This is a genomic window from Klebsiella sp. GW_Kp182 (genome assembly GCF_040062275.1).
GTDB classification, from domain to species: Bacteria; Pseudomonadota; Gammaproteobacteria; order Enterobacterales; family Enterobacteriaceae; genus Klebsiella; species Klebsiella michiganensis.
Genome location: NZ_JBEAFQ010000013.1, coordinates 1 through 26,721, shown reverse-complemented (window position 1 = coordinate 26,721; position 26,721 = coordinate 1). Strand labels below are relative to the sequence as shown.

Sequence of the window (26,721 nt, the reverse complement as noted above, 5' to 3'; positions counted from 1 at the left end):
ACTACGTTCTATTTTTGTGTATTTGGTATGTTTGGCTTACTAATTTTTAACTATTTTAGAGGGTAGTATCGAATCCAATATTTCAATTAGATATAAGGGGGGGGTTAATGATTTCAAATGAACCGACAGGTCGGATGGTTAAAGTCATTAGAGCAACGGGCCGGGGTAGTGACTACCTGGGGCCTTGCGAAATTTGCTCAATAAATATGCCAGAAGCATACGCAGCACATTACGGAAGGGAAAGAAAGAACGCTAATGGTGAGGTCTATATCGATAAATCCGGAGGTAGCACATATGGCCATAGAGAATGTTTATTGCAGCTGGTTAATGTTAAACCTGATATATTAGCTCTAAATATTTCCTTAGAAATGTCAAAAAGAAAGTAACTTTCTTCTTTCTGGTTGTACTTAGCTTAAATCCTAACACCAGGATTTTTATAAAAAAAGCCTGTCATTGACAGGCTAAAGTAAAAACAAAAACTTCATTAAAAAACATTCAAAGCAATAGTGTTACGCTATTCAAATTCGGTTTCTTCGAGCATCAACGCATTTCCGACTATATAGTCGTCAGGGCCGATAACACTTTTCACCAGAATAGTTGCATTGTTGTTTACTGGTAAGGATAGAAGCTTTCCTTCTTCATTAATAACCAACCAGCAATATCGAATGTTTTCATGAACGATTACAGGGTTGAGCTTCACAGCTTCAATGTAACCACCGACCAGTTGTTGCATATCTGCAAGCGAGAATGCACCGCCATTATCACGGCTACCTTCCAGGTCCAGAGGGGATAGCCTGATTATGCGATCATCTGCTGATATCAGTAATGCCATGAGCTCTCCCTTTCAGTAATGCAGCATTCATTTGTCATTGACTGCATGCATTTTTTCAATGAACGGAACCACCCAGGTCTTAACATAATGGAAATACTGCTCATCGTCGGTTTTAGAGTCAGAGCCTGGTGCTTTCTTTACCTTTACCATTGTATTGTAAACAACCATGTTGTTCACAGACTCCAGAATAATACGACACATTTTTATATTACCCGTCTCTCCTTCTACAGATGCCTGGTAATTCAATTCTGCGGTAATCTTGTCACGGATTATCATATGTTACCTTTTGAGTGATACGGGATGAATCTATTTTTCCACATATAAATGTTTAGTCAATGAAATCCCGCATTTTGTTTGTAATAAAAAATATTTGTACACACGTTGTTGACCTTTAAGAACGAGCCTAATGCTCTTTCCTGCGTGTCTCTCATTACTGAGAACAACGTGCATATCTATTCTTGCATTTAAAGCCGCTTCGTCAATCCCCTATATTTTTTAGTCGGGCATCTTTGAATGCAGAAGGGAATACTCATCTCATAAACAGTGAATAATTATAAAGATGAAATCACACTGTGTTCTTTTGTAATTTTAGTTTTCATATTTAAATGTAACTGCCAATATGAATATAATTTGAAGCTGGTGATAAAAATCTAATTCAGATAACTTAGTAGTTTAATAAATTGTTCATTGATGGTGTTTTCTTATTTTTTGCATAACCTCCTGAACATACGGATGATTTCACAGTTACACCTTTTATCCCCGTAGCCCCGCTCACTCTCTTTTGCCTTGATTCTACCCACAGGATCCGTAACATCGTTCATAAACAGCGAATGTTTATGGTGGAGTGGTTTAAATGAGCCTTCTGGCGGAGTGGTTGCAAACAAAGTGTTCTGCGAATGTTTGGGTATACGTTAAGCGCTTATCGGCGAACGATACCGGTGCTACGAAATCCCACCAGTCTGGTCTTTACATGCCGGGAGCCGTCATTGATGAGCTGTTTCCTTCCCTCCGTGATACTCAGTTAAGAAATCCTGAAGCTCTTTTTTCTGTTCACGTGTCATCTCATCCTGATTGCCCTGACCTTCATGATGTAAGGGCCATTTACTTCAACAATAAATTTTTCGGGGGCACCCGTAATGAAACCCGTCTGACGGGTTTTGGCAAACAAAATCCTCTCCAGAATCCGGAGAATACCGGCGCTCTGGCACTTCTTGCCTTCGACCGCGTGCCTGGAACCTTTTCCAGTTATTGTGATGTCTGGGTGTGCAAAGACCTTACCGAGGAAGAGATTCTTGAACCAATAATTGGAGAAGTTATCCCGGGAGCAACAATATTTGGACCTGGAGACAAAATAATTGGAGGGTTCGTTACAGAAAACTCTCCTGGCAGAACAAAGTATAAGCTTCCCCCCGAATGGACTCACCACTTCCCTTCAGGAAAGGAGATTATTAGTTTTGCCGCATGTCATTACGATAGAACAACGGACGATCCGGACTCACAACTGACACGGAGGAGGAAAATTGAGTTTGAAATTTTCCTTGCCGTTGAGGAACTGCACGTGCTGGGTCAGATAGCCGAAGGCTTTGCCACGGTGAATGATTTTATTACGCTTGCTAATTCAGTGAGTAACCGGAGGAAGTCTCGTGCCGGTAAAAGTCTTGAGCTCCATCTTGAATCTCTTTTCAAAGAACATGGTGCAACGAGCTTTGAAACCCAGGCTTTCACGGAAGGTAAGAAAAAACCCGATTTCATCTTTCCTTCCGGGGCTGCCTATCATGATCCTGATTACCCAGCTGAACGGTTACGCATGTTGGGGGTTAAAACCACCTGTAAGGACCGCTGGCGGCAGGTACTGAATGAGGCTGACAGAATTGATACTGTACACCTGTTCACCCTACAGCAGGGCGTATCAGTTGCACAGTTCAGGGAAATGCAAGCTGAGGGGATTCGGCTCGTTGTACCGGTAGGGTTGCATAAGACCTTTCCCGAGGAAATCAGGGGTGAGCTAATGTCACTATCTGCGTTTATCGATGAACTAAAAAAACTCTATTGGTGACATCCCCCACATCTGGCGAGAGTCGTATGCGCAATGGGATGATACCAGCACAGATATTTGAAGAGCCCCTTGGGGCTCTTTTAGTGTACTATTTCCTGGCCTTTACAGCCTCGATGATCCGTGACTCCAGCAATTTCGCTACTGCATCAAATACCGGCACGATGACGGAATTTCCGAACTGGCGGTAAGCTTGAGTATCGGATACGGGGATTCGAAAAGTTACTTTCCCTGGCTGCTCAAATCCCATTAGCCGGGCACACTCACGCGGTGTTAGACGACGAGGACGTCGAGTCATGTTCTCCGGGTCGTTAAAGTTCTTTTCTCCGAGTTCGCTATCCCAACCACGATCTACGAGCGATTCACTTCCATCTTTGTGATACCTTGCTGATATTGTTCTGGAAATAGCTTTATCATCGTCTGGTTTAACCAGGCCAAAACCAAATCCATTACCTTTCTCTTGGTGTTTTTTGGCGTATTTATAGAGATAATCCCACAGCTTTGGCGTTAGTGTGTATTTATCATCAACATCACTGTCAAGGAGCTCTCTGAACAGCACTTTTCTTTCTGGAAACAGCGAAGAAATGTCAGCAAGGCTAAATCCCTGACTTAAATTCAGGTCACGTCTGAAGCCCACCAGAACAATACGCTCCCGGTGCTGAGGGATGAAATGCTTACCATCTATAACTTTTGGATCATCCGCACCTGTAGCTTCAGCATCAGCAACGTCGTAACCGAGCTCATTCAGGGTATCCATAATGACACGGAAAGTTTTCCCTTTATCATGGCTTTTGAGGTTCTTGACGTTCTCGAGTACAAAGATGGCCGGTTTTTTTGCCATGATGATACGAGCCACATCAAAGAATAGGGTCCCCTGTGTATCACATTCAAAACCGTGTTTACGGCCAAGTGAGTTTTTCTTGCTCACACCTGCAAGGCTAAATGGCTGACACGGGAAACCCGCCAGCAGAACATCATGATCGGGTATCGATTTATCAATGTGGGTGTAGGCGTCTTCTTCACTGACATTTTCTTTATGACTGAGGGTCACATCGCGGATGTCAGAATTGAAGATATGCGCTTCGGGATCGCAATACCAGTTTGCTTTATAAGTTTTGACTGAATAGCTGTTCCACTCACTTGTGAAAACACACTGGCCGCCAATGGCTTCAAACCCATGACGGATACCGCCGATACCGGCGAAGAGATCGATGAACCGAAAAGCATAATTAGGATGGTTAGCTGGCGGCTGCGGGAGCAGTCTTTCAAGAAGCGATGCCTCAGTTACGGTAAGTGAACGAGGCCCACATTTCCCGTTAATCCAGCGGTTCAGGGTCTCCCTGGTCCAGTCTGAATTTCCCAGCTTACGCAGAAGTTCGGCAACAAACTTCTGATCATAGATTTCAAGGACTTTCCCTATCAGGGACAGGTCCCTTTGCTGTTGTCTGGCCTCTTCATTACGTGCCTCTTCCACCAGCTCTTCCGCAAGGGAATCAAATTCAGACATTATTGCCTCCACAGGTTATCTGCGTGACAGTTTATCACTCATTTAACCCAGAGCAAATAATATCTGTGGTTTTAACCAGTATAACGAGCTCTTCCCAGCCAGGCCTCCCATTGTTTATCAATGTCTTCGTCATTATACCCATCTTTAGTGCGGAGATTCGCCCAACCAGAGAGAGGCCCCCCTTCGTTGTTCTGTTCCCACCATGCTTCAAAAATTTCTTGCTCTTGGTGGTACGCAAATGCTTTTCTCGAATGGGTGTCCCGGGCTTTATAGCCCTCCCACATTGCCGACATCATGACAAACCACAGGTCTCCATAACCATCTTTCTTTTTATCGAAAAACCAGTCGATGAATTCATGGGACATCCCGTGCTTGTCAGCCAACTCGTAACGTTTATCCATAAAAATTCCCCTCCTCTTTCTGCTGATGCTGTTCTTCTATGATCTGGTGAAGGGTCTCATGAACATGCTCATCAATGGTGATTTGGTGGCCTTCAATATACTCTGGAGCATCCTTAAGCCCTTTGTATACGATTTTGTCCATGCCAAACTGATCTGCCGTGATATCGACAACAAAAAACATTCCATGTACGTTGGCTACAACCCAATAATGCCCCTTCATACCGGCGGCAGTAAGTATTCCACCATCACCAACACCATCCCCACCGGCGATACGTGTCCTAACCCCTGAAAATTTCTCCAGTAGCATGGAAACCAGAATCGAACCATACATACAGGTTCCTGTGGTATCAGATGTATTGAGTGTACTGGAGATTAAATTTTCAAAAATACGCCTAGACATTTCCACCACCTCATGCGGAGGAGAAAATTGTTGCGTCATTATGCCTCCTGTTAATGGTCAGCTCCAGGTACCTACATTTTATCTTTCTTACTGGCTTGAATCTGTTTAACTATCAGCTCCATTTTGGAGCTTCTGTCCTTCAGGAGCTCACGCAGGTCATCCCATATACCGACTGGTATTGGTCTGTCACCAGAAAGCCACTGACGGATGCGTCTGCCGTCCGTCAGTCCAAGGGCTCTGGCGAGTTCTGTTTGCCAGCGCTCACCAAACAGTAACTGACCTGCACTGATGAGCAATCCGCGTCTGTTGTCGTTCTCATTGGTTGATTTCATATCAGGTTTCATCTCTGCGGGAGAGCTCCCATCCGGCGAATTGCCGAAATACTTTCCTCCACGCCAAAAAGATTCTCAGCTGGTGGTTTCTCGCCTGCAAGCTGGCAGGCGGTGCAGGCTGCATGATATGAGTTAGTTCGCTCCCGGAAAAGTGCCTGGAGAGCCACTACAACCAGTGTACGGTCGTCACCTGTTAAATCTTCAATTTTCATACAAGCCTCATTAGTTAGGGGTCAGTAAGGGGCTGAGAATGGTTAATCCTGATTCATTCCTTACGCTGAAAAGTCCTGAGCGTTTCCTGTCACTGCAGATAGAAGACGGAGGATGTTCTCTTCTCCGATGACCGCGAGCGCGGTCGGCATCAATCCGAACTCATCGTTTGTCAGACCAATCGCCATTTTATGCTCGCTGTGTCGACTAGCCGACTCGATACGGTCTATGAAGACGTCAATGCAACCATCGATACCGCGTGCTACGGCAGCTTTGCTCATATCACAGGCATGGTCCCCGTTCAGTACGAAAAAGACACGGCCATCCAGAACCAGAGCGGTTGTATCGCAGCCATACCCGGCAGATGAACTGTTATAGCTGATTTGAAAGCGCTCAAATCCGCGAGTCATATTGGGCGCAGGGGTATTGATCACAGGAACAACATCTGAGGAAAAACCAAGCTCAGCTAATTGAGGGATAGTTGACATGAACGCCTCCTTAGGCAGTTAATGGGCGGCTCCGTAGCCTTCCCTTTCAATATTGATTGTACCTTAAATTAGGTACAATGCAAGCTACTATTTATACTCTAAATTTTTCTGGAAGATAAACCATATTTATATGAAACATATGGTTTTTTTGGGATATAATATAAGCGAGACCGCAGGTCTTATTCGTCCTTGAATGACGATACTTCAGGGACATTTTATAAATGAGAATGGAGAAAGCCTATGGCCTAATCTGTTGTAAGGAGGTGTTTTATGGATAAATGGATTTTTGAAGAAGATAAAGTGACGCAGGGAATTGTAGCGTTACAAAAGGTAGGACGTATTCCGACAGTGACAATCAATCCGGCTTCGGCTGTTTTGAAGCGTCACCAGAAGAAGCGTTATGCAAGTGCAGTACAGTTCAGTGCGCCAGTGTTATTTGAAGATTGTGGACGCTACAACCCACCCGGTGGTTCGATTGCCGTGTGGTACGCTGCAGACTCATCATTAACGGCAGCGGCGGAAGCATACGGACGTTTACTTCATTTGGGTGGTCCTGTTAATTACCCAGAGAAAGTCTTACATCAGCATTATATGTGCTCGATAGATGTCAACAGAACGGTAAAAGTGATCGATATTGTTGGTTTATGCCAGCTGCTTCACATTCCACCTGACAGCGTTGAAAACGAAAACTATACCTTCACACAATGGCTTATGTCGTATTTGCATACGCATTTTGGAAGTGATTTTGATGGGCTCTCTTATTCTGGAAGGCACTATCGCTACAAGCGTTGTTATGCTTTCTGGGAAATGCCTGGTAAGCCACCAGCTTTCACTGATACTCCCGGGGGGATGGTACCTTATGCATCTTTCAGGGAGACAGATACAGGGATTTTTCCTGTAGGTTGGCATGGCACGTTCATGACCGGCGAAGAGATGTTTGAGGAATTACTAAACTTCAGAATTATGCCCGAACCGAAGTAATTAAAAAGGGGCGCGGTATGCCCCTTTTTTCTTAATCTCAGCTGGCAATATGACTGCCGAATAGTCGTGCGGCCCGAACGGCCAGAGCCAGTTCATCTTCAGCTGCGCCATCAGTCAGGATCTGGACGGGTGTTTTGGTTTGCTCATCGCTGACCGCAATCGGTGCTTTGAAAACCTCCAGCCGCAACACCGGATGGGTATCTTCATCGAATGCGTCCATGATGTCTTTAAATCCAGGTCTCAGACCTTTATCAGTAAACTGGAAGACCGGGAACATAAAGTCACCGTTTTGCTTAAAGGCCAGAAGCTGATTCTTCTTCACCCGGATGTTCACTGCCTGTCGGGTAATCCCCAGTATGTCAGCCACATCATTGACTTTAAGGGTGCCGCCCATTTCCTGAAGGCTTCTGTAAAAAGCTTCCAGATTTTCACGACGGCGATGAACCTTACGCATTTCATACTCAGATGCGCGCGTTTTCTGCTGCATTTGCACAGAGTACAGCAACTGCATCAATGAGCCATCATCCAGAGTGATCGCTTCCATGGCCTGAGATTTGTCCTCAAACTCAGGCATCAGAGACAGTGCAATATTGTTTATTCTTTTCAGTAAATTAAGCTGAAAATCTGTCAGGTTACCAGTAGTATCTGGTAGTTTTTCCGCTGTGGTGTTTTTGTACATAAGCCACCTCCATTTGACGATTATTATATATCCGTTTCCCGGAATGGTCAAACATAGGGGCTAGCACCAGGAATTAGCCAGGTTCCAACTATCACGGAATGTCCGTATGATCGGTGTGATGAGAATAAACAGGATAAGTCGTTATGTTTAAAAGCCTTGCCGAGTATCTGCAGTCTCAACGAGACAGGGAGGAAGCACAGAAACGTAAACTAAACCTGTTAAAGCGTACCGTAAGGAATGGTGAGGCGGGAGAAATAATCGCAGGACTGATTGACCTCGGTTCAGTTGGTGTGGATTTTAAAAAAACGACGACCGATTACATCTATGAGTACTTTGCATCCGCCCGTTCTATTGATGTGTTAGTGGTCATGCTATTTCTCAATATGAAGCATCCCCTCTCCGATGGAGCAATAAAAAAAGCCTATGCAAGGCAAACCGACAGCGAAGATTCGAGGTCTGCTTATATAGGCCTGATAGTGGACACTATGGATAAACGCCGGTGACCCCACATCACCATGTTGAGGCATTAAGCCAGATAGACGCGATACAATTACTGGTAGATGCATCGGACCAGGTAATGCCTATAATTAAAAAACATATATAACAGGAAACGGGTACAATGCAAAAAAAAGTGCTGATAGTGTTGATCTGTGCCACAGGCTTTCTTTCTGGCTGTAAGGAGGAAGGTATAACCCCAACTGGCAAAGCATGTATGGGCACCGATAATGACTCATTGATTGAAGGCCTGAAGGGGAAATGCCAGAAAGGCGATACTATAGCGACAAAGAACCCTGCATATTTTTGTGATTTCAAAAGCACGATTGCTTTTAATAATTACAATAGTGCGATATGTATCTATACCGGGATACAAGCTGAGGAACGGATTAATGAAGCCGACAGCAGGCCAAGAAAAGACAGCCAACCTCAACCCTGATAAGCCTTCCGGTGTGCCAAAAAATAAGAAAGCTGGGGTTCAAGTTCTTTTGAGGCATCATACGCCTCAAACCAGAAAACCACAGGTTTATCAATAACCGTTACCAGGCCAAATCGTTGGGCTGTGCGGAAATTGACTGAATATGCCTGAGCACGCTCAGGCTGGTGGGCAATCTGTTCCCTGAATCCTTCGATCGAATATGTCGCCTTGAAAAGGTTGCATGCTGAACACGCAGGGAAAAGATTATCTAAATCATGGCGATCAGGATGAAATACTCGTCCATTGCTTCGTGCAACGTGAGTCACCCTACTCCCCAAGGGCGCGCGAACTATATCGAAATCTCTACGAACTGGCTCTACATGATCAGCATGCCAGCCCTTTTCCTTCAGCTCACAGCCGCAGTAGGCACACCGGCACGCAAATTTTAATCTGAGTTCTGCTCGTTGTGCTTTGGTGATTTTAGTTTTTGGTTTTTCTGTCTTGGCCTGCATCTCGGCTTTTACGGCAGTGTTATTGCGAGAGGGCAACTCTATGAGCTCTCCTCCCCTTTTGATTATCTTTTCAGACATAACGCCCCCAGAAAGTAACTTTCCGAAATTTGATAACCGAAACTTAATGAATGAACATCAGTCCTTTTTACTTTCAAAACTCTTTAGGTTAACAACCACCTCTTTTTTGATTTTGACGTGAATATATTTTCTATGTAGTTTCTCCAGTTGCCATTCTTGGTCACTAGCCCAATATTGAATATCGCTAATCGTTAGTATTTCCTTGCCATGATCAAAAATATCTTCAGTGTTTACATCTTTGAGCTCATCAATGAATGACATATCTGATCGGTACTTCAAAATTTGACGATCAAGTAAATCAATCCAGCTTTTAGGAAGATTCAAATAGAACCATACAGAAAGGATTGTAATAATTCCAAATCCGTATATCAGCAATGCAGTCAAAGGTGAAAATTGCGGGGATAGCTTAATATATGCCATTAAAGGAAACAAAGGTAACCAAAGAAGGGCTATAAAAATAGGTTCTGGACATTCCTTTTCGATGGCATGGCACGTCCAAAATATTTTAACAACCTTCCTTTTTTTTGCTTTTATTTGTTTTTTTATGTTATTTTTAATTAACATATTTACTCCTATCTAATGATTTCGGTTTATTGAACTGTGACTGTCGAAAAGCATCACCGGCACAATGGGGCATGAGCAATAGTTAACAACTCGCAAGCCGAAAATTTCATACTGAGTTCAGTTCGATATAAAGTGAACTTTTCAACCAGTGTGTTTTCTTTTTTTACTTTACGCCAGTCATTCTTTCGTTAATGTTTTTAATAACTGTAGAATAAGACCAAGGGAAAATTTATTACTCGTAAAAATGGGAAAGAGCCTGTGCCTGTTCTTCTCTTTCCTGTTTTATCCGTTGTCGTTGAGCTGAAACAGCTTCACAGGTACTGCCTAGTTGACGCGCATAACTGATAGATACAGGCATACCGGCGATAGCGTCAGTGACTGGACCAATCGCGCAAGGAGAGGCGCTGATAATATCAATTAACTCCTGTCTGGTCGCTGCTCGCTCTTTATTGTCAATATCATCCTGAACGGACGAGAAGTCACCAGCATTGACGGGCTCAGTTGGAAAACGTTCCGTCCTGATGTCAGATAATGCGGCGCGTTGTTCATCACGAATGAAATCGGTAATACGATTTTTTTCACATTTGTTAGCCAAATACAGCGCATCATTTTTAGAAATTGGTCCAAAACTTAATGCTGTTGAAATTTCATCAAATGCACAGGGTTTATCTTTTATTATTTCGGTCAGATCATCTTTTGTTGCCATTTCAGATTGACTGAAAAATTCTTGTGTTATTAATATTTTAAAGGCAAAAATTAATCCACACACAAAAGCAATGGTAAAGCAAGAAATAAAAATATATACTAGGTTGTCTTTAATTTTGCGCATGACAATCATCCTGAAACTGTTAACAGTTAATTGTTAGATGTGCTGATTTTCCTTAACTCATCCTGCTGCACTTTCCTTTCTGCTTCTGACTGCTCTTCCCTCTTACATTTATCTGCAATTTCGTTAGCTTGCCCGATATCAATCGGCCCATTTTCGAGTGCTTTATTAATGGAGTTATATGCGCAAGGCGTATTTTTTATAATTTTCGCCAGACTCTCTTTTGTAGCAATGGAATTTGCAAACTGGAAAGTGTTAACATCATACCTCCCGGAAACTATAAACATACCACAAACAACAATAATTAAAGCTATTACTACCAAGAAATTCTGTTTAATTTCCATGTTATGCCTGCTTATAAAACATTTATTGATATGTGAATTTAAAATAAAGAAATGTTTGTAAATATTATTACCACTCATCTTTTCCAAAGTACTTTAATGCTTCTCTTTGCTCATTTATATCTTCGCTTCTTAATATGTTTCTCTGACATTGGATGGCAATAGAATTTGCTCTGACGATACTTATCGGATTTTGCTCTATGGCTCTGGAGATAGGTTCTAAAGCGCATGGGGTAGCTTCAATGATATCAATTAACTCTTGTTTCGTTGCGGGCTCATCTGTTTTTGAAAGTTCTTTTGCAAGAAAGTATGCGGCAAGCAAACTTAATATTATAATAAATGATGTGTATATATAATGAGCTGAAAGATTAAATGAGTTGCTGATGATTTTCGTTCTCATATAACTGCCTCTGTCATTACTATTCTTTGAATAGTTCTAATGTTTTCATACACCTTTATTTTGCCATCTGAATATGTTCTCAGCCTGATATTCATTTGCCCATGTTCTGCTTTCACTGCCTCAAGAGGAGAAAGGTTCGCCTGAAAAATCCTATTTCCTTCATCAAAATCCGGAAGGGTATAGAAAACAATCCTGTATAGTACATTTCCATACACCTTCTCTGTTTTAACCACTTTAGCGGTAGCCCATGAGGACTTTGATGTTCCCAAATCACAGCCAGACAGACACAGGGGAAGTGATAACGCCATGAATATTAATAACTTATTAACAAACAGCCTCTTGGGTCGTTTATAAAAGGTGATAAGAAAGTTACTTTCATGAAATCAGCTATGAACTGAGTTTTGATGTTAGTCCTGCATGTTTCAGATTTTCATTGCGTTGTTGGTACAATAACCATTCGGTGGTGTAATCGTCGTAACTGTATTTTGGAATGTTTTCAATCACTCCGTTGCAATTAACCTTGTTTGTCGGTTCGTCAAAAAGACCATTGTTAATGTTAGTTTCAAGTAGCTGGCACTCATTAAGCCAGCGCTCTCCCATCTTAATATCATCCAATGATAATGAACTTCGTTTAACGACAATGAACATGACAAAACCAGCCAGGATTAATGTAATTCCTGATATGATAAGCCCACCATTAGCCGTTGATTTTATTTTTAGCATTGAAGTGATTTTATGGGATAATAAAAAAGCAATGCCAAAAGCGACAAAACCCATAGCAAGGTATAAAAGCCAGCCTACATTTTTACCGTCCATATAGATATTCATAATCGCCCCCGGCGACATCATTTGATAAGAAGAATGTCATATTCTGATTGTCTGGATTGATAGCCCGGTTGAAAAGTTACTTTTCGGTCCAGAACCACAAGATTTGACCAGATGTGGAACAGCGCTAAAGCTGTCCCTCGGTTCCAGCGATGCAGTAAATGGTAATAAAAAAATTTACTGCACCAGCTGCCTTGCAGAGTAAAAGAAATCGGTAACGCCGAACGCTGTATTGAACAGAATCAGTTTTATGGATGAGAATAATCATACCGCTGATACTTAAAAAGCATAACGTCAGAATGAAGCTCAGGGCTCCAAAAAATGGGTAAAACATGACAGCTTACTCCATATGAAAAGAACAGCCCTGATATTTCATTTTATCATCTGGAGTCTCTACACCCCTGAATTTCCTTCCTTCCTTTCCTTCTTGGGGAATCATTTTAACCCAACCTTTCCCGGTAACGTGATGGATCAAACCTTTCTTTCGTAGAGCCTGTAGTCGCCTGTCGAGTATACGAGCAGGCTCTTTTTTATTGTCATTAAGAATTTCCATGCAAAGCGTGTATATTTCCGGAAAATATATATCCACGAATGCTTTTGGATGTTTACCCACCTTTTCCAGAATCTTTGCATCAACAGCCTCGTATAGAGCTGGCGTGTTATTCATTCTCCCCCCTGTCGATATCCAGTAATTTAAACGTGACAACCCAAACGACCGGGTTAGAAGCCCAGCTTCCAGCTTCATAAAGCTTATCCCACAGGCTCTGGAAAGAGCTACGGTACAGTTCATTCATTTCGACGTAGTGATCGATATCGTCAGACCAGTACTGAAAGAATGCATCGGGTATACCGTAATTTCGAGCAACGACAACCTGGTCCCACACTTCAGTGAGTACCCCCTCCGCATATGCATCTGTTTCAGAGATATCGCAGAGTTTCTCAAGGCGCGTATCACAGACTTCGAGCAAATACCGGCTAGCCCATCGAGGCATACTTACCGGCGTTGCCCACGCAGGCACGCCTTGTGATGTCAGACGTTTTGTAGGGAACAATCGGCACGGTGAATCGCTGGTCAGTTCCCGGTACTCGTTATCAACTCGGTACCGTACTCCGGTCTGAACCCTTAACGGGAACTCCTGTACTTGCTGCCACTCGGCCCTTGCTGTTTCTCTGATCCAAATCCGGTCGCCGGGCTGACCATAAGGGCATTTTAGTACTGGTATTGCAGGTCCCGAAGTCACTCTGGTGGTGATACTTTCTGAAAAAGCATCGCGACCTTTCAATGCCCGGCGGAACTGGGTTTTGTGCCCGTTCTGTAGGCAAATAATTTCTTCAGGAGAAAAGGTCAGCGGTGTGATTTTGGGGGTATAACGAAGCATTCATGCTCCTTTAATCAAAGAGGTCCGGTGGACGTCAGGTACGCGCTCTCCAGACGTTGAAATACACATATCCCATCCCGATGAGCAAAGGCGCGTAAACCATCTGATACTCAATGAAACTGGCCCTGCTATACCTGGCATTGATATAGAGCTGGATGAACGAAAGAATGGTAAAAACAAGGTGGTGTGAGATGATGGACAAAACCAGAAACCGTAAATGTTTATATTGTGGCCGCAGGGTAAATAAGCGAACCGCAATAGCCATAGTCACGATGACCAGAAAAATGGGCTGCGAATGAGGGAACAGAACAATCTGACCACAAGCAATGATTGTGAAATAGATGACCGCCAGAATATTAAACTTTTTCGTCAGATGAGTTGCATGCATATACATCCCGCTTGAATAACCTTGAAGTTAAGCTGAATTTTCAGAAGCTACCGCCATTCCCTTTTACCAGACAGGGCACTGGTTTAGTTCAGTCATAACAAAACAGGTCATAATCTAACATAGAGAATTTTGAGTTTTTCCGGCTAAAAGGTACTTTTCGGCCGTGGAGTATTTTTTTTAACGTTCGTTGTTAAGTTTCTTTCTGAATGCTTCCTGATACATCATTTCGTCGGTTAGCTGATCGAGGAGTCTGTTGGTAATAAAACTGTCATCATGGCTATGAATGAGCCTCCCTCTCCTTCTGTGTCGCTTTCTTCTTGCTGCGCGTACTGTTTTCACATTTCCAGCTTTGAATACTTGCTTCATTTGAACTTCTCCGGATGGATTAGTTATTAGACGATATCAAAATAAGTCGCGCCTGGAAGAGCCTATTTGATATTGCATTTTCTCCCTCTCTGCCTTCTTTTCACCCTGTTATTCAGGAATTTCCTATCCCGATTTTGATATAAAAGGATTAATGCCGTCAGGCATGTTCATACGGAAAACGGAACCTTTGATGAGATCAAAATACGTTGTCATTAGCGCGGAACATCCGATTGCCGGGAATCTGTACCTGGAAATGATCCCGGATAGCGAGGTCGGGTTTTCAGATATCTATCAGATAACAGACAGTCTTTTTCGTGCAGACGTTCTGCCCTCTGACTGGCGAGAGCAAAAGTGGAAGTGGGGTAAGGAATTTCTGGGCCACGGTTCATGGGATGTGTACTACATCAAGCAGCATGTGAACCGGATTAACTGGTTTGACAATGACGTCATTAAAACAATCGAGGCCAGGAACAGCCTGTCCATTAAAGAGCTTATTGACTGGGTTTCCGACCCCGGCCGTTGGATAGATATTGCCGTCGAGGTGGATGATTCCAGCGGCTCCAGACCTATGGCCGTAGCCATGGTGAATCAGGACACGCTCTTTTAGTCAGGATTTGCGCTGTAAAAAGTCACTTTTACCGGGTGGCGGGAGTGAACGTAGGCCCAAAAGTCACTTTTGGCCTGCTGGTGGTGATTAGGTTGATATTTAGTTCAACCTATTTTATCGGGAGAGAATGATGCGCTGTTCCAAAACCAGAATCGCCCTGATTGATTATGAAAATATCGGAAGCCTAGAGGGTGTTTCCCTTCATGACTTTGACAAAGTGCTTTTCTTCACGGGCGCTAAACAGGAAAACATTAAAATTCCTGTTACGGCCCTGAGCTCGACGATTTCTGTACGCATCATTCCGGCGACTGAGGTATCCAAAAACAATGTCGATTTCCATCTGGTTCTGGAACTCGGCCAGCTGACCGCGTTAGCCGGGGATATGTCACACTTCTCTGTTATCTCCCGTGACAAGGGTTATGACGGCATTATCACCCGTCTGAATGCAGCAGGGATCAGCTGTACAAGGTTCTCTCCAGCCCTGCCCGCTCCGCACCCAGTTAAAGACACGGCTTCAACAATGAATGTGATGAAAGCCAAAGAGCATGACATGGGCTACTGGATTAACAGATTGAAGATTGCCTGCGCATCCTCCCCTAAATCGCTCCCGGCAACGCCAAAGGCCTTACAAAATTACCTTTCAAATTTGACGGGGCAAAAGGCCTGTTCATTGCTGAACGAACGGATTAAGCAGGAGCTAATTCGTCTTGGTTTCATTACGATTTACGAAAAAACGCTGGTCTGGAATCGCTCATTACACTCACCAGCCCAGAAGAGCAGGCGTGCTGTTCTCCAGCAGGTGAAATAAACCGCTGGCCTGGTGAGCTGAATCATAAACATCCGTTTTTTTTGCAACGGAGAAGGAAAGTAACTTTTTTTGCATGTATCGCTCCGTCTGTGGTTAAGAGCGACTCACAATGCGACCTTTTAACCATACTTTAGACTGGTACTGATATGAAATTCAAGCTTCTGGCGGCACTAATACTCGGCACCCTTTCATTGTCCGTCCATTCCCGTGTTTATGAGTACACCATCAAAGATATCTACGGTGTGGAGAAATCAGTCAGCGCTGATTCAGCAAAGCTAAACACCACGGAAAAAATCCAGCTTAGCCTGATCTCGGGCTTGGACAGAAAAATTAGGGTATCTGTAAAAAAAGACGGTGCTGATATCTATAGTTCGACCTCGGAAAGCATCACGGTTAACGACCGTATTAAATCGTCTTCAGGAGAAGAGTTCTACGGGAAAACCATTACTCTGCCTCCGTTAAGTGATGGACTGTACACAATTACCTCAGACATTCTGAATACTCAAGGGATTATCGTTGATTCGACAGTCCAGTCCTTCCTCATTGATACGGTTGGCCCATCGGCAGATAACCTGAGGATTGATCAGCGCCCGGGTTATGACATGGTACTTACTGGAGACTTGTGGGAACTCGGGCAAGGAGCTGATGCTAAACTATACCTGAACGTAAAAAATGTTAAAGCTGCGGCAGGTTTTGACAAAGCGACTATTCAGGTTATCAATCCCGACAATACCGTCCATTCAGTATCGGATATGGTTTACGACAGTGGCTCATCATCGCTCTCTGTAGCATGGACCCAAGGAGGTGCTGTTAAATCATCCTGGATGCCAGTTTCAAATGCCGATGTTGAATACCGCTTTCGTGTTACTCTATATGACAAAGCTGGCTCCCGGACAGTTCTCCCAGACCAGCGATTCCTTTTTGACTCCGATTTGGGGGAATATACTTTATTTGCCGTATATGACCCCGAAGCAACATCAAGCGTTGTCCCTGGTTTTAGTAAAGGGTATGTAGAATACAAATCTGGTATGACTGTCAACCAGAATCCAATTACTATTGTTTATCGTATTCCTTCTGCTAACAGAAGAGAATATCGTAAGTCTGGTTTAAAGTTCGGTCAGATTATCTCTGAGGCTAATGGCTATAGCTATGTTTCAGTAACCACCCCATTTAAAACTCAAGTCGTTATCCACAACGGGTACCGCTGGGGAGGAGCAGACGTCACATACAATATTAAATTGGGGGCCGATGCATCGCCAAGCCCATCAACTCCTAATGTCTGGCTGACCTCCGATAAGGCAGGTACAGTAAATTCTTTCCATTATTTATGGAAAACCTCTGACTTACCCGTCAAATTTCTTACTGCAACTGCACGTTCTACAGCTCGTAGTTACGTTCAACAAGTCATAGCCACATCCAATTCACTTAGCTCAAAGGTTTGCAATATTCCCGTTGGTGAGACTGAATGCACTGGACCTTTGAGCTGGAGCATACCCAAAAGCGGCAATGGGACAGTGACATACAATTTCAGGGTTACTAACCTCGATATGAGCCTGTCTTCCGGAAATACGGAGAGGCGAAACCACTGGAACACAGATTTGCTCCCGAGAATCACCGGTTATGACTATCAGGAGGACAATAAAACCGTACTCCTGTTTGTAACGCAACCGGGTAATGGAAAATTTGGAGACCAGCTTCTTCTCAAATCTGCCAGCATTACGGACAAAGATACAGGCACTGAATTACTCACGGGAGTACGTACTTCCCTGTCGGGTGAAGATTACACATTTTCATTCGATCTAAATAAGCTGGTTGAAGGAAAATACAATCTCTCCTTCCTTGCAAAAGATACCTTCGACAATGAGTCGACCTCTCCGTTTATCACTCTTGTGAATGATATGACGCCCCCGGATATCAGCTTTAACTATGAGAATGCACCACTCCCCTCTGGAGCCACGGTATATGGGCTGGAAAACATTTCAATAAGCCTCCATGACTCTCTGACAAAGCCAAGCCTGATGCGTATGGAACTAAAAGGTGGTCCAGCTTCAGATAGTGTTGTACTGGGATTTAACCAGAATGCAGATGGCTCTTATTCGCCAGATTATCCGCGTCTGTTCCCTACTCTGGATGAAAACACTGACAAGTACACTATTACAGCGTATGCAACAGATACCAAAGGAAATACTGCCCAAAAAAGCGTCCAGTTCGCTTACTACCCGAAAAATCTCGTGACGCTTGAAAAGCTGAAAACGCTGGGTGTGGTTAAAGCGCTGAGAACCAGCGATAACACACCGTTGGCCGTTATGCGTACCGGTCAGCTACGACGTAACGATGGCTCTTTGGCTCAAGGTATTCAGACAGCCAATATCACGGTCAGAAGCGATGCTGAATATGCCATCAACATTCTCGGGACGGTGATCCAACCTGGAGAAACCAAAGAAGTACAGCTCGACCTCGGAACTGGCGCAAATTCCACGGTACCGATTTTTCCGGCTGTTAACGGTTCAACAGGGCAAAGTAACTTCATCATCGAGTTCCCACAACTTAACTAACTATTGACAGCCACCGACTCTGCTACGGGGACTGGTGGTGTTCCTTGTCATATGTCTTTGTTAAAAGTATGCAATCAGAAAAGAAAGTAACTTTCGCCAAGACATAACCTTCAGTAATTCTCTGGACTAATTGGATTATTTTAATATGAAAATGAAAATCAATTTACTGACCACGCTAATACTGACAGCCCTTTCACTCCCCTCATATGCTCGTGTCTATGAATATGCGATCAAAGATATCTACGGAACGGATAAATCAGTCAGCGTGGATTCTGGTGTTCTAAATACCAACGAAAAAATTCAGGTAAGGCTCATATCCGGCCTAGACAGAAAAATTCAGGTAACGGTGAAGAAAGACAATGTAGGTGTATATAATTTTACTACGGATAGCGTTACGGTCAATGACCGAATAAAGGCTTCTACAGGTGAAGAGTTTTACGGAAAAACACTGACATTGCCCCCACTGAGTGACGGTAGTTATGTCATAATCTCAGATATCTTGAATACACAAAATACGGTTATCGACAGCACGTCTCACAATTTTATTATCGATACTGTAGGCCCTTCATCCGATAACCTGAGCATAGACCAAAATCCCGGATACGATATGGTGTTAACCGGTGAACGTTGGGAACTGGGTCAGGGGGCGGAAGCAAAGCTTTACCTAAATGTGAATAATGTTAAAGCTGCGACCGGTTTTGATAAAGCGACAATTCAGGTGATTAAACCTGATGACACGGTCTATTCCATTACCGATATGGTGTATGACAGTGGGTCAGCATCCCTTTCTGTACCGTGGACAAAAGGGAATATGAGTCGGTCATCATGGATGCCTGTATCAAACGCTGATGTGGAATATCGCTTCCGTGTGACGCTCTATGATAAAGCGGGAAACCGCAAAGTTTTGCCGGACCAGAAGTTCATTTTTGACTCTGACCTTGGCGAATACACCTTGTTTGCTGTTTATGACCCAACGTCGAAAACGAGCGTGGTTCCAGGCTTTAGTGAAGGTTACATAGAATATAAGCCGGGAATGACCGTAAACCAGAACCCTTTGACATTGGTGTACCGGGTGCCATCGAATAACCGCAGGGAATACAGTAAAGCCGGTTTGAAATTTGGAACGATTATTTCCGAAGCGAATGGCTACAGCTATGTATCCGCTAAGACCGCCTATAAAGTAACGTATACCATCCACAACGGATATCAATGGGGTGGCGGCTCACTCTCATATGATATCAATTTAGGAAGTGAGGCTCCAGTCAGCCCGGCAGCACCACAAGCATGGTTAACATCGGATAAGAAAGGAGAAATGAATTCTGGAAGCTATCTTTGGAATACCAAAGATTTGCCTGTTAAATTCAACTCCGTAAGGATAACTGCGTCTCCACGAAATTATGTTCAGAGGGCGATGAGTGGAAATACAGAGATTTGTCAGGTACCAGCTGGTGAGACTGAGTGTATCGGTTCGGTTTCCTGGTCTATTCCAAAATCAGGTAATGGTATTACGACCTACTCCTTCAGATTGACAGATATGGATAAAACTTTTTCATCAGTCACTATAGAAAAAAGACACCACTGGAACACTGATCTGCTACCCAGAATCACTGGATATAGTTACCAGGAGGAAAACAAAACTGTCCTGTTATTTGTAACACAACCTGAGCGTGGTAAATTCCGCGATCTGTTGCAACTCCAGTCAGCAGTTCTGGTGGATTCTGAAACTGGCAGCCAGTTGCTGACAGGAACCCAGACTTCCCTTTCTGGAGAGGATTACACATACAGTTTTGACCTGAGCAAACTGGCCGAAGGGAAATATAATCTGGGCTTTCAGGCAAAGGACACCTTTAACAATGAAACATCGTCACCATTCATTAACCTGATTAACGACAAGACGCCTCCGGTGGTTAATTTTAACTATGAAAATGCGACCCTATCATCCGGAGCCACCGTTTACGGGCTTGAGAACATCAGCATAACGCTAAATGATGCGTTAACCACACCCAGCCTTGTCCGACTTGAGCTTAAAGGCGGACCGGCCTCGGACAGCGTTGTATTAGGTTTTAACCAGAATACGGACGGTAGTTATACCCCTGATTACCCTCGTCTCTTCCCTAGCCTGGATTCAGCTACGGACAAATATACATTGACCGCATTTGCTACCGACGCGAAAGGCAACACGACAAAAAAAAGCATTCAGTTCGCTTACTACCCAAAAAACCTGGTTACCCTTGAGAAGCTGAAAACATTGGGCGTGGTGAAGGCGCTCAAAACCAGTGATAACACACCGCTGGCCGTTATGCGTACCGGTCAGCTGCGCCGGAACGATGGCTCTCTGGCTCAGGGCGTACAAACGGCCAATATCACAGTCAGGAAAGATGCAGATTATGCGATCAACATTCTGGGGAACGTTATTCAACCCGGGGAAACAAAAGAAATTCAGATAGACCTTGGGAACGGCGAGAACTCAACTGTCCCAATTTTTACAGCAGAAGATGGCTCTACCGGGGAAAGCAATTTCATTATCGAATTCCCACAAATCCAGTAATAACGCAAGAAATTGAATTTATAAGCAATCCGACAAATGAGCCCTGATTAGGTTAATACATGATTAGGGCCGTTAGCTCAAAAGTCATCACCAAAGAATAGAAAGTAACTTTCTATCATCGTTCATCGTCACATCAGGACGAGAGATACCAGCTTTGCTGGGAGGTTTCCATAAATGATCAGCGTCGAATTTCGACATGATCAAATCCGTTCTTCGTTTTTAATTCCCCTCCCCCATTTAAATGGATAGAGGTTACTTTGGGATGGTAAATCCCCGGGTTATTCGTGAGTAGGCCGGGCGCAGCCCTATCCAGTAAGGCTTAACCCACGCATGGCAGATTCATATATACGAATGAGTTTTATGCACAACTTCTTAATCTGGTTGTATGTATTGTCATTTACTGGAACTGAATTGAGTACATAATCAAGTAAAACGCATTCTTTCTCATAGATGACGACATAAAACGTATCTGAGAAACTTCCTTGTTCCAGGCTGAACTGATAAATTATTTCTTTAACCTGAAAATCAAACTTTCTTCCTGTTAACCTCAAAGTAGACTTTTTATTATCGGTAATGTAATCATTTTCATTATGAAAAAAGTAATCCAAAGAAACTATGTTTCTGTAACTGTCATATCCGTAGTTGTTGAAGGTGCTAAAGTATGCTGGAGATATTCTAGAATTTGATTTTTTCCCTTCCCAACTAATCCAGCGGCTATATGTGTTTTTATTGAATAACGATCCTTTTATCGCTTTGATTAATCCACCATCTACCCCATGATTTGATTTGATCATCGAACGTAGGTGACTTTTAAGTATTGCCAAGTTTATTTCGGCGATGAATGCCTTGGAATCGTTGACGTCATACATTTTGTCTTCAATTACTTCATTGTGGTCAACGAAAACTAACCCCATAAATTTTCCCTTTGAACTTGTCCATTTGAAATCAACTCGTTGGGAGCCTATCAGATCATCATGTGTGATCATGACTTTATGAGGGGCGAATATCTTATCTGGTGCTTGAATTGCGCCATTAGTTAAAATTGGGCTAACATAAATGCTAGTTTCACTGCATAGGATGCAATGGGCTATATCTTTAATAGCTTCATTAAGATAATTATCTTTGCATATATTTATATCTTTTTCTTCAGCAATGCTGTGTTTAAAAAAATGTTGTCGTTTGAAGTTGTCAATTTCAACTTCTTTTTGATAGTCAATGCGACTTCCGCATTGTGTGCAATAAAAATCAAAGTCAGAGGTTAACCGGGCATGGTAGGTATCGTATAACATGCCATTTTTATCTCTAGCAAACAGTAAAAAGAACTCTTCCATATCCAACCTTTTCAGCTAATCACTGATGAAAGTACATATTTTTAAATCAACCCCTTTTATAATCTTATCAGCATGAATAATAAAATTCTCAAAATAACAACCCGATATTGAAAAATTTTAAAATTCAAGGCCACGAATTGAAACCGAATAGATATGACGTCAATGGTATTGATAACGATTTATGTTGGTGCTATGAGATAAAAGCCACAACTGGTATGTTAAGGTCACTGTACTGTACTGGACTGCGAACAAGGGGGTTGTTTTACCGTGACGGTGCACAAGATAGTTGCTGGGGCACCAAGAAATGAACTGCGAACAATGGGGTTGTTTGTTGTCTGCAAGCTTCCAAAAGCTGCTGGAGCCCCAAGAGAAGGACCTAGAGCAAGGGGGTTGTCTTCTGCCTTCAGTGCAACGTAAAGCCGCTTGAACTTCAATAGTCAAAGTCGAACACGTGAGTTGTATAAAAGAATGGTCATGTCCCGTGTTAAAGAATCATGACCACAAATATTGTATTTATTTTGCTTTGCTAATACTTACTTTAATTAATCGTTCAATCTCATTTATTGTTGATTGACCTATACGCTTAAATTCAAAACTAACTTTTTGACCATCAGCACTTCGTTTTACCCTGGCGTAAGTATCCTTGTTATCAAACACGGCAATATCTGACACGGTCCATTGTCCCTGTTTATTTCCATCATTACAAAGAATACTAAGCACTGAATGTAAACCATCTAAAATGGACTTCTGAACTTCCTCAATATCATTAATATTAGAAATTTTATTATCATCCGCACCTACTTCAGATGTTAAATCGGTAAGAGGGATGTTGTTAGCAATAGCGGTTTTTTCAATTCTAGCTAATTTGCTATAGTAAGTATTAGGTATCCCCTCACTATCAGGAAATATTCTTATTAGTTCTTTGCTGATTTTTGCGGCCTGAATTCTCTTTCTAATCGATTCAATACCAATGTTAAGATAAGAAGCAAGCTCCTCATTCGTCTTGAAATCTTTATTCTTCATGATTTCAAGGTATTTGATACCAACTTCACGATAAGAAAATCGTTTTGCTGTTTGCGCAGCATTCACAATGCAATCGACATCTTCGCGGCTAACCTCTACATCGAATGCCCATAAAGGCAAGTCAACCGAGCATTTGATGCAGCAATAACGACGTCTACTACCTTCGATCAGGTAATATTGGCCGTCCCGGAATACGGCAATAGCTTCAGTTGTAACACCATTTTCTTTAATTAAGGGAAGTATTTCTCTTGTAGAAAGATCGTCAACTGCCTCTTGGTTTCGTGGGTTTAGCTCATGAACAACAGTTTTATCAGCTACTTCTGAGCCAGGGACGACTACATAGCGAGCTTCAACTTTACGACCATTTGCTAGTGTAAATAGTCGCTTCTGTGTAGAAGGAGTTCGTAAAGGTGGTAGTCCGCTTTTTTGATCAACAAAAGTACGTTTGCCGTTTCCGGTTAAGTATTTGTCTTTGCTTGTACCGCGTTCAACATCACTCATTATTTACTGTCCTCCCTAACTGAGAAGCTTTTAATCTCATTGATAAGTTGTTGATACACTGACTGAACAGACATTTCAGCTATATCATATTGTTTTGAAGAACAGAGCTCTTCTGATTTTTTAATATCCAGTACAGTACGACCTTTTTCAGCTGCAGCAACAAAAGCCTCTGAATGTTTGATATTTGTTGTCATGAAACGATCACGTACAGTTCTCACTAGTTTATTTAAAGTGCGAATCTCATGTTGACTTCTATCATCAACGTTTACAGCAAGAACATTTATCCATTTAATATTTTCGCCCTTTGAGGGAAGCTGCTCAAGTCGGTCTGAAATAGTAATCATATAGTTTGTGGTTGACGCGAAATCATATTCCCGGGGTGTGATGGGAACAAGTATTGCATCAGCCGCTTCGTTTGTTGACCAAATAATTGGAGAATCTTGTGGCGGAGTATCGATGAAAATTAGGTCATATTTTTCTTTTAATACAGGTATAACCAGATCACGGAAACGGGTCAGAAGTTTGAACCTTGCTTCCTTATCCAAGCTCCAATATTTATCAGTAAATCTGTCATCAGTAGGGAATGCCGTTATTACATCCATGTTTGGAAGATGCGTAGAAAATGCCATTTCCCCAATAATCTGTTCTTCCGTATAACCCTGTTTTATATATTGCGTAAAATCATTATCTTCAATGTCACTTAATAGAACATCGGTAATGGTTAGATAAACACTATCATCACTAGTGGAGTGGATAAGGTTATTTCCTAAAGAGCCTTGTGGATCAAGATCAATAACACAGATTCTTGCATTCAGATTAAGATCCAATGCGGCCGCTGTAGCAAGTGTTGCTGTTGTTGTACTTTTACCTGTTCCACCTTTATGGTTTTCAGTCACGATAACTCGAGGCAAATACATATCACGATATTGAGTAGTGCCCATCGCTTCCATTATTTTTTGCACATCCCAACGCGTATACAGGTGGCTCTTATTCTGGAAAATAGGTTCACCTATCACTTTTTTTTCATGTAGTTCAGATAAAATTCTACTAAAAGTATTTCTAGATTTACCAAAAAAGTCAGAGAGAGTTTTTTTATTTAAACAATGGTTATAGATTAGACGATCTAAACCATCGACTTGTTCATCTGAAACATCAATACGACTCGACTCAAGGATAATTTCCTTAAGGCTTGCTTGTTCGTTTTTCATTTTTAGGCCGATAGTACGAATATCATCTAATATGCTCATGGTCTCTCCTTAGGTTAGTCTGTACATTATTCACGAGGATTGAGCGCAATACAAGGTAAAAGTGCATTACAATGCACAATTATCACATCTAACGCTCAAAATGAGATTTCATGCACAATTAGATTTGTTCGTTAAATAACCGCAGAAATTCCAACATACTGATATTAAAGGAAATATATGCAGGTGTAACAAAATAATCAGATTTGGTGAATTCTGAGGTTTAATCCCAGCATTCCATACCAAACTTTAAAATTTGGCTACAACTTTGGATTTCATTTTATGATGTTATCCCCTTCCCCTTCACCTTCCCCTTCCCCTTCCCCTTCCCCTTCACCTTCCTCTTCACCTTCCTCTTCACCTCTCCAATGAAGGCATCTTTAACGATGGATACCTTCTAAGGTTTTGAGGTCGAACACATCGACGTTGTTCTGCCTCAGGTACAAACAGACAGCTACTGAGCTTCCCGAATTTTGACCTGAAAGGAAGCGACTGACGCTCCAAAGTGCTTACTACTAACAAAGAGGTTGTTAGTACCTGCAGACCCTAAGGGGTCTACAGATGCGCCATGGATCCGACTGCAAACAATTGGGTTGTTTTAGTCCTGTTAATCCTCAGGAATCAGCTGAGGACCCCGGGAGCCAATTGCGAACAACGGGGTTGTTATACACCTACAAGGCTTCAGCTATCTGATTAGGCTTGAGGGTGAATGGTTTGCTTTGAGCCGGAGGGAACTCACGGATTAACAGAGGTACTGGGGAGCCGACTGCGAACAACGGGGTTGTTTTGGTCCTGTTAATCCTGAGGAATCAGCTGTGACCCTGGAGCTAATTGCGAACAACGGGGTTGTTATACACCTACAAGGCTTCAGCTATCTGATGAAGTTTGAGGGAGTATGGTTTGCTTTGAGCCTGAGGGACCTCAGGAATCAACGGAACAACTAAGCAACCGACTGCGAACAACGGGGTTGGTTTGGATCCTGCCGGTCATCAGGGATCAGCTGGGGCCCGGGTAGATAATTGCATACATGCTTGGGCGTTGTTTTATACCTGAAGGGCTGCAGGTATCTTATGAGGCTTACTGGAGAATGTTTACTTTGATCCTGCGCGTCCTCACGAATTAACAGAGGAACTGGAGAGCCGACTGCGAACAATGGGGTTGTTTTGTTCCTGTTATCCTCAGGAATCAGCTGGGACCCTGGAGCTAATTGCGAAAAACGGGGTTGTTATACACCTACAAGGCTTCAGCTATCTGATGAGGTTTGAGGGAGTATGGTTTGTTTTGAGCCTGAGGGACCTCAGGAATCAACGGAAGAACTAGGCAACCGACTGCGAACAACGGGGTTGGTTTGGGTCCTGCCGGTCATCAGGGATCAGCTGGGGCCCGGGTAGATAATTGCATACATGCTTGGGCGTTGTTTTATAACTGAATGGCTGCAGGTATCTTATGAGGCTTACTGGAGAATGTTTACTTTGATCCTTCGCGTCCTCACGAATTAACAGAGGAACTGGAGAGCCGACTGCGAACAATGGGGTTGTTTTGTTCCTGTTATCCTCAGGAATCAGCTGAGGAATCGGGAGCTAATTCTGAACAACGGTGTTGTTATACACCTGCAGGGCTTCAGCTATC

At 42.9% G+C, this 26,721-nt stretch carries 31 protein-coding genes; 9 read left to right on the top strand and 22 right to left on the bottom strand.

The features are described from left to right. Nucleotides 1-107 precede the first annotated feature (107 nt). Nucleotides 108-386 (top strand): hypothetical protein, encoded by a 279-nt coding sequence (locus tag ABLU88_RS14055; RefSeq protein ID WP_348836791.1) that lies wholly within the window; start codon nt 108-110, stop codon nt 384-386. Between the two features lie 128 nt (nt 387-514). Here ABLU88_RS14055 and ABLU88_RS14050 read toward each other — a convergent pair whose 3' ends face one another. Then, the gene (locus ABLU88_RS14050) at nt 515-832 is read right to left on the bottom strand and encodes a DUF3846 domain-containing protein (RefSeq protein WP_348836789.1); all 318 of its coding nucleotides are present in this window, start codon (nt 830-832) and stop codon (nt 515-517) included. A gap of 27 nt (nt 833-859) precedes the next feature. Next, nucleotides 860-1,108 carry a hypothetical protein gene (locus ABLU88_RS14045; protein ID WP_348836788.1) on the bottom strand — a complete coding sequence of 83 codons (249 nt, stop codon included), beginning with the start codon at nt 1,106-1,108 and terminating at the stop codon, nt 860-862. Between the two features lie 577 nt (nt 1,109-1,685). Between ABLU88_RS14045 and ABLU88_RS14040 the strand changes: the two genes are divergently transcribed. Beyond that, on the top strand, nt 1,686-2,888 hold the full coding sequence (locus tag ABLU88_RS14040) for a type II restriction endonuclease (RefSeq protein ID WP_348836786.1): 1,203 nt from the start codon (nt 1,686-1,688) through the stop codon (nt 2,886-2,888). Between the two features lie 88 nt (nt 2,889-2,976). Here the strand turns inward: ABLU88_RS14040 and ABLU88_RS14035 are convergent, their stop codons facing one another. From ABLU88_RS14035 to ABLU88_RS14010, 6 genes are all read right to left on the bottom strand, one after another. After that, nucleotides 2,977-4,392 (bottom strand): DNA cytosine methyltransferase, encoded by a 1,416-nt coding sequence (locus ABLU88_RS14035; RefSeq protein WP_348836784.1) that lies wholly within the window; start codon nt 4,390-4,392, stop codon nt 2,977-2,979. 71 nt (nt 4,393-4,463) lie between these two features. Beyond that, nucleotides 4,464-4,793 carry a hypothetical protein gene (locus tag ABLU88_RS14030; RefSeq protein ID WP_232692304.1) on the bottom strand — a complete coding sequence of 110 codons (330 nt, stop codon included), beginning with the start codon at nt 4,791-4,793 and terminating at the stop codon, nt 4,464-4,466. Next, nucleotides 4,786-5,232, bottom strand: coding sequence for a hypothetical protein (locus ABLU88_RS14025; RefSeq protein WP_348836782.1), 447 nt, complete (start codon nt 5,230-5,232; stop codon nt 4,786-4,788). The genes ABLU88_RS14030 and ABLU88_RS14025 overlap by 8 nt, the downstream gene beginning before the upstream one ends. A 32-nt stretch (nt 5,233-5,264) precedes the next feature. Continuing rightward, nucleotides 5,265-5,525 (bottom strand): hypothetical protein, encoded by a 261-nt coding sequence (locus tag ABLU88_RS14020; protein WP_032719499.1) that lies wholly within the window; start codon nt 5,523-5,525, stop codon nt 5,265-5,267. Nucleotides 5,526-5,533: 8 nt separating this feature from the next. Then, nucleotides 5,534-5,737 (bottom strand): hypothetical protein, encoded by a 204-nt coding sequence (locus ABLU88_RS14015; protein WP_080916893.1) that lies wholly within the window; start codon nt 5,735-5,737, stop codon nt 5,534-5,536. A gap of 60 nt (nt 5,738-5,797) precedes the next feature. After that, entirely contained in the window at nt 5,798-6,223 is a 426-nt protein-coding gene (locus ABLU88_RS14010; protein ID WP_348836781.1) for a hypothetical protein, read from the bottom strand. Between the two features lie 270 nt (nt 6,224-6,493). On the opposite strand from ABLU88_RS14010, the gene ABLU88_RS14005 reads away from it, so the two are divergent. Continuing rightward, nucleotides 6,494-7,204, top strand: a complete 711-nt coding sequence (locus tag ABLU88_RS14005) for an RES family NAD+ phosphorylase (protein WP_348836780.1) — start codon at nt 6,494-6,496, stop codon at nt 7,202-7,204. A gap of 37 nt (nt 7,205-7,241) precedes the next feature. On the opposite strand, the gene ABLU88_RS14000 is transcribed toward ABLU88_RS14005, so the two are convergent. Then, nucleotides 7,242-7,883, bottom strand: coding sequence for a hypothetical protein (locus ABLU88_RS14000; protein ID WP_032437957.1), 642 nt, complete (start codon nt 7,881-7,883; stop codon nt 7,242-7,244). A 143-nt stretch (nt 7,884-8,026) separates the two neighbouring features. On the opposite strand from ABLU88_RS14000, the gene ABLU88_RS13995 reads away from it, so the two are divergent. Continuing rightward, nucleotides 8,027-8,386, top strand: a complete 360-nt coding sequence (locus ABLU88_RS13995) for a hypothetical protein (RefSeq protein WP_348836778.1) — start codon at nt 8,027-8,029, stop codon at nt 8,384-8,386. 116 nt (nt 8,387-8,502) lie between these two features. Further along, a complete protein-coding gene (locus ABLU88_RS13990) occupies nt 8,503-8,817 on the top strand; it encodes a hypothetical protein (protein WP_348836776.1) in 315 nt (104 codons plus the stop codon). Here the strand turns inward: ABLU88_RS13990 and ABLU88_RS13985 are convergent. The 10 genes from ABLU88_RS13985 to ABLU88_RS13940 form a co-directional block, all read right to left on the bottom strand. Next, entirely contained in the window at nt 8,808-9,386 is a 579-nt protein-coding gene (locus ABLU88_RS13985) for an HNH endonuclease signature motif containing protein (RefSeq protein WP_348836775.1), read from the bottom strand. The genes ABLU88_RS13990 and ABLU88_RS13985 overlap by 10 nt on opposite strands. A gap of 57 nt (nt 9,387-9,443) precedes the next feature. Beyond that, nucleotides 9,444-9,950 carry a hypothetical protein gene (locus tag ABLU88_RS13980; RefSeq protein ID WP_348836773.1) on the bottom strand — a complete coding sequence of 169 codons (507 nt, stop codon included), beginning with the start codon at nt 9,948-9,950 and terminating at the stop codon, nt 9,444-9,446. 232 nt (nt 9,951-10,182) lie between these two features. Continuing rightward, the gene (locus ABLU88_RS13975) at nt 10,183-10,779 is read right to left on the bottom strand and encodes a hypothetical protein (RefSeq protein ID WP_348836772.1); all 597 of its coding nucleotides are present in this window, start codon (nt 10,777-10,779) and stop codon (nt 10,183-10,185) included. 26 nt (nt 10,780-10,805) lie between these two features. Continuing rightward, entirely contained in the window at nt 10,806-11,120 is a 315-nt protein-coding gene (locus ABLU88_RS13970) for a hypothetical protein (RefSeq protein ID WP_154975268.1), read from the bottom strand. Nucleotides 11,121-11,187: 67 nt separating this feature from the next. Further along, a complete protein-coding gene (locus tag ABLU88_RS13965) occupies nt 11,188-11,517 on the bottom strand; it encodes a hypothetical protein (RefSeq protein ID WP_348836770.1) in 330 nt (109 codons plus the stop codon). Continuing rightward, a complete protein-coding gene (locus ABLU88_RS13960; RefSeq protein WP_348836768.1) occupies nt 11,514-11,786 on the bottom strand; it encodes a hypothetical protein in 273 nt (90 codons plus the stop codon). The genes ABLU88_RS13965 and ABLU88_RS13960 overlap by 4 nt, the downstream gene beginning before the upstream one ends. A gap of 118 nt (nt 11,787-11,904) precedes the next feature. Beyond that, the gene (locus tag ABLU88_RS13955) at nt 11,905-12,345 is read right to left on the bottom strand and encodes a hypothetical protein (protein ID WP_154975265.1); all 441 of its coding nucleotides are present in this window, start codon (nt 12,343-12,345) and stop codon (nt 11,905-11,907) included. A 337-nt stretch (nt 12,346-12,682) separates the two neighbouring features. After that, nucleotides 12,683-13,009 carry a hypothetical protein gene (locus tag ABLU88_RS13950; protein ID WP_348836767.1) on the bottom strand — a complete coding sequence of 109 codons (327 nt, stop codon included), beginning with the start codon at nt 13,007-13,009 and terminating at the stop codon, nt 12,683-12,685. Further along, nucleotides 13,002-13,721 (bottom strand): hypothetical protein, encoded by a 720-nt coding sequence (locus tag ABLU88_RS13945; protein ID WP_348836765.1) that lies wholly within the window; start codon nt 13,719-13,721, stop codon nt 13,002-13,004. The genes ABLU88_RS13950 and ABLU88_RS13945 overlap by 8 nt, the downstream gene beginning before the upstream one ends. Before the next feature lie 34 nt (nt 13,722-13,755). Then, nucleotides 13,756-14,109, bottom strand: a complete 354-nt coding sequence (locus tag ABLU88_RS13940; protein ID WP_348836763.1) for a hypothetical protein — start codon at nt 14,107-14,109, stop codon at nt 13,756-13,758. 556 nt (nt 14,110-14,665) lie between these two features. On the opposite strand from ABLU88_RS13940, the gene ABLU88_RS13935 reads away from it, so the two are divergent. The 4 genes from ABLU88_RS13935 to ABLU88_RS13920 all read left to right on the top strand — a co-directional run bounded on the left by ABLU88_RS13935 (nt 14,666) and on the right by ABLU88_RS13920 (nt 20,993). Beyond that, complete coding sequence (locus ABLU88_RS13935) at nt 14,666-15,082, top strand: hypothetical protein (RefSeq protein ID WP_119735297.1); 417 nt, start codon at nt 14,666-14,668, stop codon at nt 15,080-15,082. Nucleotides 15,083-15,209: 127 nt separating this feature from the next. Further along, complete coding sequence (locus ABLU88_RS13930) at nt 15,210-15,890, top strand: PIN domain-containing protein (protein WP_348836761.1); 681 nt, start codon at nt 15,210-15,212, stop codon at nt 15,888-15,890. A 146-nt stretch (nt 15,891-16,036) separates the two neighbouring features. After that, complete coding sequence (locus ABLU88_RS13925) at nt 16,037-18,445, top strand: Ig-like domain-containing protein (protein ID WP_348836760.1); 2,409 nt, start codon at nt 16,037-16,039, stop codon at nt 18,443-18,445. 145 nt (nt 18,446-18,590) lie between these two features. Then, the gene (locus ABLU88_RS13920; RefSeq protein WP_154975260.1) at nt 18,591-20,993 is read left to right on the top strand and encodes an Ig-like domain-containing protein; all 2,403 of its coding nucleotides are present in this window, start codon (nt 18,591-18,593) and stop codon (nt 20,991-20,993) included. 305 nt (nt 20,994-21,298) lie between these two features. Here the strand turns inward: ABLU88_RS13920 and ABLU88_RS13915 are convergent, their stop codons facing one another. The 3 genes from ABLU88_RS13915 to ABLU88_RS13905 all read right to left on the bottom strand — a co-directional run bounded on the left by ABLU88_RS13915 (nt 21,299) and on the right by ABLU88_RS13905 (nt 25,095). Continuing rightward, a complete protein-coding gene (locus tag ABLU88_RS13915) occupies nt 21,299-22,324 on the bottom strand; it encodes a hypothetical protein (protein ID WP_348836759.1) in 1,026 nt (341 codons plus the stop codon). Between the two features lie 513 nt (nt 22,325-22,837). Further along, nucleotides 22,838-23,848 (bottom strand): ParB family protein, encoded by a 1,011-nt coding sequence (locus ABLU88_RS13910; protein ID WP_099745311.1) that lies wholly within the window; start codon nt 23,846-23,848, stop codon nt 22,838-22,840. After that, nucleotides 23,848-25,095: a ParA family protein gene (locus ABLU88_RS13905; protein ID WP_080783287.1), complete on the bottom strand. Its 1,248-nt coding sequence runs from the start codon at nt 25,093-25,095 to the stop codon at nt 23,848-23,850. Before ABLU88_RS13905 ends, ABLU88_RS13910 begins: the two co-directional genes overlap by 1 nt. Nucleotides 25,096-26,721: the final 1,626 nt, after the last annotated feature.